Source organism: Actinokineospora sp. NPDC051303 (assembly GCF_055586285.1).
This window is the reverse complement of the sequence record NZ_JBVJIN010000062.1, coordinates 23,088-31,623: the sequence shown is the minus strand read 5'-3', so window position 1 is coordinate 31,623 and position 8,536 is coordinate 23,088. Positions and strand designations below refer to the sequence as shown.

Here is an 8,536-nt window from a genome sequence, read left to right as displayed (position 1 = left end):
GGGCCGAAGGCTCCCCACCCGTCTTTCCCACGACGGGATCTTCCTTCGTAGGGGCCCCAAAGAAACCACTCCACCCCATCGAGCGGACCCCACGAGAGCCAGCCACCCAGCAGGGCAAGTTCAGCGGCGAGCAGGTGAAACCGACAGCATCCGCCCCGCAAGCCCACGAGCCCGAACCGACAGCTTCGTCGCCACGTCAATTAGAACCTTGGCCGCCGCCGCCTCCGGCGTCGACTTCACCAACGGCTCCCCAGCGTCCCCACCTTCACGCAGCCGCGGGTCAAGCGGCACCTGCCCAAGCAGCGGAACCTTGGCCCCCATCGCCTTGGACAGCGAGTCAGCGACAATCTGCCCACCGCCAGACCCGAACACGTCCATCCGACTGCCGTCCGGCATCTCCAGCCAAGACATGTTCTCGATAACCCCCGCCACCCGCTGACGCGTCTGCAGCGCGATCGCCCCCGCGCGCTCCGCGACCTCAGCCGCCGCCTGCTGCGGCGTGGTGACGACCAGAATCTCCGCGTTCGGAATCAGCTGGGCCACCGAGATGGCGATGTCGCCGGTGCCAGGCGGCAGGTCGAGCAGCAGCACGTCCAAATCGCCCCAGAAGACATCGGCGAGGAACTGCTGCAGCGCGCGGTGCAGCATCGGCCCGCGCCACACCACCGGGGTGTTGCCCGGGGTGAACATGCCGATGGAGATGACCTTCACGCCGTTGGCCTGGGGCGGCAGGATCATCTTCTCGACCTTGGTCGGCTTTTCCGCCGTGCCGACCATGCGGGGGATGGAGTGGCCGTAGATGTCGGCGTCGACGATGCCGACCTTCACCCCGCGCGCGGCCATGGCGACCGCCAGGTTGACCGTGACGCTGGACTTGCCCACGCCGCCCTTGCCGGACGCGACGCAGTACACCCGCGTCAGCGAGCCCGGTTCGGCGAACGGGATGCGCGGCTCCTCGGCGTCGCCGCGCAGGGACTTACGCAGGGCGGTGCGCTGCTCGTCGTTCATGACGTCGAGTTCGACGTTGACCGCGCGCACGCCGGGCAGCGCGGAGACCGCGGCCGTGACGTCCTTGGTGATCTTGTCCCGGAGCGGGCAGCCCGCGACGGTGAGGTAGACGCCGACGTCGACCCGGCCGTCCGGGTGCACGACGACGTCCTTGACCATGCCCAGGTCGGTGATCGGCTTGTGGATCTCGGGGTCCTGCACACCGGCCAGGGCCTTGCGCACGGCCTCGACACCGGGAACCTGTTCGGTAGTGGTCACCTCATCATGCTACGGGCGGGTAGCGCGGGGGCGACGAGCGGATGGCACGCGCCACACTCGATTGTCAAGGGCGCTGTGCGCTCGGGTGGACGCGTTCCGTAACATCGTCCATCTGTTTCGGGCCTTCGAGGAGGAACCTTGACCGTGCCGGACCAGTCCGCCCGGCCCACTCGCGAAGAACTCCACGCGTGGCGCACGTTTTTGCGCGCTCATGCTCGGATAACTCGCTCGCTGGAGACCGAACTGGTTGCCGAGCAACGTCTGTCCCTGGGCGGATACGACGTTCTCGTCCAACTCGCGGAAGCTCCGGAACGCAAGTTGCGAATGGCAGAACTCGCTGATGCGGTGCTGCTTTCCAGATCCGGCGTTACCCGTTTGGTTGATCGTTTGGAACGCGCCGGAATGGTCGCGCGGGAACGCGTGGCTGGCGACGGGCGCGGTGTCGTCGCCACGCTCACCGAACAGGGCCTCGACGTGTTGCGCACGGCTTCGCGCACCCATCTCGCGGGCATCGTGCGGCATTTCGTCGCCCGTCTGGACCGGGACCAACTTCGCTACCTGGGGGAACTCTGCGGAAAGCTGGTGGACTAGCGCGAAGCCTCGTCCCACCTCGGGTCGTCACGCACCGTGTCCGCAGCGGGCCGTGACTTGCCGCGCTTGCCCTTGAGGTCGCCGCGCAGCCGGTCGAGTTCGCCGCGCAGGTAGTCGCGGGTGGCGACCTCCCCGACGGCGAGCCGCAGCGCGGCGAGTTCCCTGGCCAGGAACTCGGTGTCGGCCTTGGTCTGCGCCGCCCGCGCGCGGTCCTCCTCCAGCGACACCCGGTCCCGGTCGTCCTGCCGGTTCTGCGCGAGCAGGATCAGCGGCGCCGCGTAGGCGGCCTGGGTGGAGAAGGCCAGGTTGAGCAGGATGAACGGGTACGGGTCCCATTGCAGCGACACCGCGACCAGGTTCACCGAGATCCACGCCACCACGAGCAGCGTCTGCCAGAACAGGAACCTGCCGGTGCCCAGGAAGCGCGCCAGCCGCTCGGAGAACCGCCCGAAGGCGTCCGGGTCGATGGAGAACCGCAGCCCCCGGGGAGCGCGCGGCTGGTCAAGCCGCCTGCGGTAGGTGGGCTCAGGCATCGGCATCCTCCGGCTCGGACGCGCGTTCCCGCCAGTTGTCGGGCAGCAGGTGGTCGAGCACGTCGTCCACGGTCACCGCGCCGACCAAGTGGTCCTCGTCGTCCACGACCGGCGCGCACACCAGGTTGTAGGTCGCGAAGAATCGGGTGACCTCGATCAGGGAGTCGGTCGGCCGCAGTCGCGTGAGTTCGGTGTCCACGGCGCCGGCGACCAGGTCGAACGGCGGTTCCCGCAAGAGCCGCTGGATGTGCACGCAGCCCAGGTAGCGCCCGGTGGGCGTCGCCGACGGCGGGCGGCAGACGAAGACCATGCTGGCCAGCGCCGGGGGGATGTCCGGGTTGCGCACCCGCGCCAACGCCTCGGCGATCGGCGCGTCCGGGCTCAGCACGATCGGCTCGGGGGTCATCAGGCCGCCAGCGGTGTCCGACGAGTACGCCAGCAGCCGCCGCACCGGCGCGGACTCCTCGGGCGCCATCAGCTCCAGCAGCCGGTTCTTGTCCCCCTCGGGCAGCTCGGCGAGCAGGTCGGCGGCGTCGTCGGGGTCCATCGCCTCCAGCACGTCGGCGGCGCGCTCCTCGTCCAGGTGCCGCAGCAGGTCCTTCTGGTCGTCCTCGGGCAGTTCCTCGATGACGTCGGCGAGGCGCTCGTCGTCGAGGGCGTCGGCCACCTCGTAGCGGCGCTTCACCGGCAGGTCCTGCAACGCGGTCGCGACGTCGGCCGCGCGCATGGTGTCGAACACCGCGAGCAGCTGGTGCGCGGCCTGCGGCTGCCCGGTCAGCTCGGTGATCCCCGGCGCCCGGATCTGCGACCAGGCCAGCACCTCGATCGGCCCGCGCCTGCCCAGCCGCCCGGTGCGCTCGCGGATCGCGACCCGGCCCAGCACCCAGTCGCGGGTGCGGGTCGGCTCCATCGCGGTGTCCACGACGACCGCCGACGCGCCGGTGGACACCACCTCGACCCGGGCGTCCAGCAGCTGCCCGACGACCAGGACCTCGTTGGGGCGCTGGGTGAAGTGCCGCAGGTTGACCGAGCCGGTGGCGAGGGTGATCGCGTTCGGCTCGATGCTCGCCACCCGCAGCATCGGCACGAAGATCCGTCTGCGGGTCGCCAGCTCGACCACGATGCCCAGCACCCGGGGCGGCTGCCCGTCCACGCGCAGCCCGGCGACCAGGTCGCGGATCTTGCCGATGGACTCGCCGTCCGGCCCGAACACGGGCAGACCCAGCAGCTGCGCGGCGAAGACCTTGCTCATGCCTGGCACGCGGCCAGGCTAACCGCACCTCGGTAAACACACCCTTCGACGTGCTTATCCGCACGTCGGTAAGCGGCTAGGCCAAGGCCTTGGCGATGGCCGCCGCGCGGGCCGCGGCCGGGTCGATCGAGTCATCTTCATCCTCTTCAGCCCCGATCCAGTTCTCCACCGCGCGCACGAACGTCCAGCGGCGGGCGCGGTCGAGGTCGGCTCCGGTCAGGTCGACCAGGTGGGCGAGGCGGTCGGTCACGGCGTCGGTCCACCGGTTCCACAGCAGCGCGATGAGCCCCCACTCCGGGTCGCCCGCGATCGGCTTGGGGTCGATCACCAGCCACGGCTCGCGCTCGCCGCGCAGCACGTTCTCGTAGTGCAGGTCCTGGTTGACCAGCCGGTTCGCCGCCGTGGGGCCCAGTTCGGCGCAGTAGGCCACGGCCTGCTCCACCAGGTCGGACGGCACCGGGTAGTCCCCTTCGGCGTTGTCCTCGGGCAGCTCGTGGACCATCCGCGCCGCGACGTCGCGCAGGGTCATGACCCGCGGCGGGGCAGGGCGGTCGAGCCTGCGGATCAGGCCGCCGATGACGTCGAGGGCGGTGTCGATCGGCGCGTCCAGCAGCGAGTGGTCGCCGTGCAGGCGTTCGAGCAGCAGCGCCCAGTCGCCCGGGTCGTGCTCGAACAGGCGGACGGCGCCCTGACCGTCCCACACCGACAGCGCCAGCGCCTCGTGCTCGGCCTCCGGGTGCGGCCACCCCAGCTTGAGGACCGCGGGCGTCCCGTCGGCGCGGCGGACCGGGAGCACCAGTGCGACGAACCCGTGCCACGGGTCGCCGTCGCGGGTCAGGTCCCAGCGGTCGAGCAGGCGGGCGGTGAGCCCGGGCAGCCCGGCCAGCCAGCGCAGCTCGTCCGCCTCGGTGAAGTGCGCGCCGAAGGTGGGCGGGACGATCGTCATCGGGGGCTGATCCTCACGTGTCGCACTGGCCACAATGGCGGTCCAGTGGGCGGCGTGGTCGACTACAACTCTTACACGGTTACCGGCTGGTTAACCCCGTACCGAACGGAGGCTCGATGCGTTCACCGAAGGACTTCTTCCGCCCGCTCGCGGTAGGTGCGCCCGAGCCGGTGCGGGAGATCCCGTTCCGGCCGTCCCGCATGATCCACTTCTTCGATCCGAGCAACGAGAAGATGGCCGCGAAGGTTCCCGACATGGCCGCGCAGGCCGATGTCGTGCTGGGGAACCTGGAGGACGCGATCCGCGCCGACCGCAAGGAGGCCGCGCGCGCGGGCCTGGTGAAGATCGCCCGCGCGACCGACTTCGGCGACACCCAGCTCTGGACCCGGATCAACAGCCTCGACTCGCCGTGGGTGCTCGACGACCTGATCACCCTGGTCACCGAGATCGGCGACAAGCTCGATGTGATCATGGTCCCCAAGGTCGAGGGCGCCGCGGACATCCACTACGTCGACCGGCTCCTGGCGCAGCTCGAAGCCCGCGCTGGCCTGACCAGGCCGCTGCTGGTGCACGCGATCCTGGAGACCGCCAGCGGCGTGGCCAACGTCGAGGAGATCGCCACCGCCAGCCCCCGTATGCAGGGCATCTCGCTGGGCCCGGCCGACCTGGCCGCGAGCCGCCGGATGAAGACCACCCGCGTCGGCGGCGGCCACCCCGGCTACCTGGTCCGCGAAGACCCGACCGGCGAGGACCTCACCACCGGCCGCGCCACCTACCAGCAGGACCTGTGGCACTACACCGTCGCCCGCATGGTCGACGCCTGCGCGGGCGCCGGAATCCTGCCCTACTACGGCCCGTTCGGCGACATCGCCGACGTGGTGGCCTGCGAGGACCAGTTCCGCAACGCGTTCCTGCTCGGCTGCGTCGGCGCGTGGAGCCTGCACCCCAAGCAGATCGCCATCGCCAAGAAGGTGTTCTCGCCCGCCCCGGCCGACGTGGCGTGGGCGCGCCGGGTCATCGATGCCATGGGCGACGGCACCGGCGCGGTGATGATCGACGGCAAGATGCAGGACGACGCGACCGTCAAGCAGTGCCGCGTGGTGGCCGAGCTGGCCGACGCCCTCGCCGCCCGCGACCCGGAACTCGCCGAGGCTTACGCCGCTGCTACCAAGGAGGCTCTGGCCAATGGCTGAACTGCGTCCCCGCCGCTCGGTGCTCTACATGCCGGGCGCTAACGAGCGCGCGTTGGAGAAGGCCAAGACCCTCGACGCGGACGCTCTTATCCTCGACCTAGAGGACTCCGTAGCACCTGACGCCAAGGCTGACGGCCGTAAGAGGGTCTGCGAGGCCGCCGCGTCCGGGGAGTACGGCCGCCGCGAGCTGACGATCCGGGTCAACGGCCTGGACACCGAGTGGCACGCCGACGACATCCGGGCCGCCGCCGAGGCAGGCCCGGACGCGATCGTGGTCCCGAAGGTCAACTCCGCGGCCGAGGTGCACGCCATCGAGCGGTCCCTGGAGGCCGCGGGCGCCCCCGACAAGACCACCATCTGGGCGATGGTCGAGACCCCCATCGCGATGCTGCACGCCTACGACATCGCCGCGGCCAGCGAGCGGCTGTCGGTGCTGGTGATGGGCACCAACGACCTGGCCAAGGAGCTGCACGCCGAGCACGTCCCCGGCCGCGCCCCCCTGCTCGGCGGCCTGTCGCTGGCGCTGCTGGCCGCCCGCGCCACCGGCAAGGTCATCCTCGACGGCGTCTACAACGACGTGAAGGACCTCGACGGCTTCGCCGAGGAGTGCCTGCAGGGCAGGCAGTTCGGCTTCGACGGCAAGACCCTGATCCACCCCGGCCAGCTGGAGCCGTGCAACCGAATCTTCGCGCCATCCGACGCCGAGATCGCCCACTCGGAAAAGATCATCGAAGCCTTCGAGGCCGCCACCCGCGAAGGCCGAGGCGTCGTCACCGTCGACGGCCGCATGATCGAAAACCTGCACGTCGACAACGCCCGCCGCATCCTGGCCGTCGCCGCCGCCATCCGCGACCGCGGCTGACCGACCCCGAACGGCTGGACGGCCGGTGGCGAAGCCCGAGGCTTCGCCACCGGCCGTAGAGTTGATCCCATGGCGGACGGCGTGCTCACCGAGATCGAGGTCGAGGGCTACACCTCGATCGAGCACGCCACGGTCAAGCTGGGCAACCTCAACGTTTTGGTCGGCGCCAACGGCGCGGGAAAGAGTAACTTCATCCGCGCGCTGGAACTGCTGGGCCGCGTCGCGGACGCTGAACTAGGGCTCTTCGTCGGCCTCAACGGCGGGGCCTCCGCTCTGCTCAATCGAAAGCGGGCAGGCGAGGGTATCAAGCTGCGGCTGGATGGAGCCAAGAACGGCTACGAGGCGCTGCTCGTTCCCGCCGCGAACGACGAGCTGATTTTCTTGTCTGAAACGGTGGTCTTCCGGGGCACTGGGCACGTCCGGACCTCCACGAAGTTTCTCGGCCGCGGCCACCGGGAAACTCGGCTCTTGGAGGCAAGCGGCGATGGGCCGTCCGTCGCCTCGTCCGTGCTCGATCTTCTCCACGACTGCCGGGTCTTCCACTTCCACGACACAAGCCGGGACGCCCCGGTCAAGCAGTTGGTTCCGACCGCGGACAACCTCGCCCTGAGAAACAACGCGGGCAATCTGGCGGCGGTTCTGCTCGCCCTGCGCGATCACGACGACGCGGCCTCTCGCGCCGCATACCGGCGCATACTCGCCGCCATCCGGCAGGTCGCCCCCTTCTTCAGGGACTTCGTCCTGGCCCCCGAAGCAGGCGACCGCATCCGCCTCCGGTGGCGCCAGATGGACTCGGACGCGGTCTTCTCCGCCGACCAGATGTCGGACGGCACGCTGCGCTTCGTCTGCCTCGCGACCCTGCTGCTCCAGCCCAACCTGCCCGCTCTCGTGGTGCTGGACGAACCGGAACTCGGCCTCCACCCCTACGCCATCGTGCAGTTGGCCGGACTCCTCCGCCAAGCCTCGACCCGCAGCCAGGTGCTCCTGGCCACCCAGTCGGTCACCCTGATGAACCAGTTCCAGATCGATGACCTGATCGTGGTCGAGCGTGTGGACGGCAGTTCCGTGTTCAGCCGTCCGGACCGCGAGCGCCTGAGCGCCTGGTTGTCCGAATACTCCCTGGGAGAGCTGTGGGAGAAGAACCTGATCGGCGGTCGCCCCGGAGACGGAGGAACCAGCCTCCATGGCTGATCGGGCCAGCCGCCTGCACTTTCTGGTGGAGGGGCAGACCGAAGAGACGATCGTCCGAGACCTGTTCCAACCGCATTTCCACGACAACGGCTGGGTGACCTCGTTGTCGATCGTCACCACCAAACGGGTGGCGGGTGGACCGTCGTTCCGTGGTGGTGTCAGTAGCTGGGGCAAGCTGGAACGAGAGATCCGACTGCTGCTGCGCGACACCAGCCTCGACGTCCTCACCACCCTCATCGACTATTACGGCCTGCCCGACGACTGCCCCGGCCTCGCGGACCGCCCCATGGGCACGCCTGCCGAGCGCGTCGACCACGTCGAAGCCGCGCTCGCGGACGCCATCGCCGACCGGCGGTTCAAGCCGCACCTGGTGCTGCACGAGTTCGAGGCATGGGTCTTCGCCGCGGCCGATCAGTTCGCCGACTGGCGCGGGGAGCCGTCGCTGGGCGACAAGCTCAAGGGAGACGTCGCCGCAGCGGGCGGCCCGGAGCTGGTCAACGACCACCCGGCCACCGCTCCCTCCAAGCGGCTTGTCGGCTACTGCCCGGACTACATCAAGACCTTCGACGGACCACTGGTCGTGGCCGAGCTTGGGCTGGAGCGGCTGCGGGGCCAATGCCCCCATCTGGACGCCTGGTTGGTCTCTCTGCACGCCTGAGCCGACGATTGTTAACTTCTTAGTGACTTACCCCGTTGGCTACG

The 8,536-nt window shown here is 69.6% G+C and carries 9 protein-coding genes; 5 read left to right on the top strand and 4 right to left on the bottom strand.

The features are described 5' to 3' along the window. Positions 1–120: 120 nt before the first annotated feature. Positions 121–1,266: an Mrp/NBP35 family ATP-binding protein gene (locus ACZ6SD_RS29240; protein ID WP_465320233.1), complete on the bottom strand. Its 1,146-nt coding sequence runs from the start codon at positions 1,264–1,266 to the stop codon at positions 121–123. A gap of 138 nt (positions 1,267–1,404) precedes the next feature. On the opposite strand from ACZ6SD_RS29240, the gene ACZ6SD_RS29235 reads away from it, so the two are divergent. Next, the gene (locus ACZ6SD_RS29235) at positions 1,405–1,857 is read left to right on the top strand and encodes a MarR family winged helix-turn-helix transcriptional regulator (RefSeq protein ID WP_465320232.1); all 453 of its coding nucleotides are present in this window, start codon (positions 1,405–1,407) and stop codon (positions 1,855–1,857) included. On the opposite strand, the gene ACZ6SD_RS29230 is transcribed toward ACZ6SD_RS29235, so the two are convergent. From ACZ6SD_RS29230 to ACZ6SD_RS29220, 3 genes are all read right to left on the bottom strand, one after another. Then, entirely contained in the window at positions 1,854–2,390 is a 537-nt protein-coding gene (locus ACZ6SD_RS29230) for a DUF1003 domain-containing protein (RefSeq protein ID WP_465320231.1), read from the bottom strand. The two genes, ACZ6SD_RS29235 and ACZ6SD_RS29230, sit on opposite strands and share 4 nt — an antisense overlap. Beyond that, positions 2,383–3,642 (bottom strand): magnesium transporter MgtE N-terminal domain-containing protein, encoded by a 1,260-nt coding sequence (locus tag ACZ6SD_RS29225; protein ID WP_465320236.1) that lies wholly within the window; start codon positions 3,640–3,642, stop codon positions 2,383–2,385. The genes ACZ6SD_RS29230 and ACZ6SD_RS29225 overlap by 8 nt, the downstream gene beginning before the upstream one ends. A 76-nt stretch (positions 3,643–3,718) precedes the next feature. Further along, a complete protein-coding gene (locus tag ACZ6SD_RS29220; RefSeq protein WP_465320230.1) occupies positions 3,719–4,588 on the bottom strand; it encodes an aminoglycoside phosphotransferase family protein in 870 nt (289 codons plus the stop codon). Positions 4,589–4,704: 116 nt separating this feature from the next. Between ACZ6SD_RS29220 and ACZ6SD_RS29215 the strand changes: the two genes are divergently transcribed. The 4 genes from ACZ6SD_RS29215 to ACZ6SD_RS29200 all read left to right on the top strand — a co-directional run bounded on the left by ACZ6SD_RS29215 (position 4,705) and on the right by ACZ6SD_RS29200 (position 8,492). Continuing rightward, on the top strand, positions 4,705–5,781 hold the full coding sequence (locus ACZ6SD_RS29215; RefSeq protein WP_465320229.1) for an HpcH/HpaI aldolase/citrate lyase family protein: 1,077 nt from the start codon (positions 4,705–4,707) through the stop codon (positions 5,779–5,781). Then, on the top strand, positions 5,774–6,643 hold the full coding sequence (locus ACZ6SD_RS29210; RefSeq protein ID WP_465320228.1) for an HpcH/HpaI aldolase/citrate lyase family protein: 870 nt from the start codon (positions 5,774–5,776) through the stop codon (positions 6,641–6,643). Before ACZ6SD_RS29215 ends, ACZ6SD_RS29210 begins: the two co-directional genes overlap by 8 nt. A gap of 69 nt (positions 6,644–6,712) precedes the next feature. Continuing rightward, positions 6,713–7,834 carry an AAA family ATPase gene (locus tag ACZ6SD_RS29205; protein ID WP_465320227.1) on the top strand — a complete coding sequence of 374 codons (1,122 nt, stop codon included), beginning with the start codon at positions 6,713–6,715 and terminating at the stop codon, positions 7,832–7,834. Further along, the gene (locus tag ACZ6SD_RS29200; protein WP_465320226.1) at positions 7,827–8,492 is read left to right on the top strand and encodes a DUF4276 family protein; all 666 of its coding nucleotides are present in this window, start codon (positions 7,827–7,829) and stop codon (positions 8,490–8,492) included. Before ACZ6SD_RS29205 ends, ACZ6SD_RS29200 begins: the two co-directional genes overlap by 8 nt. Positions 8,493–8,536: the final 44 nt, after the last annotated feature.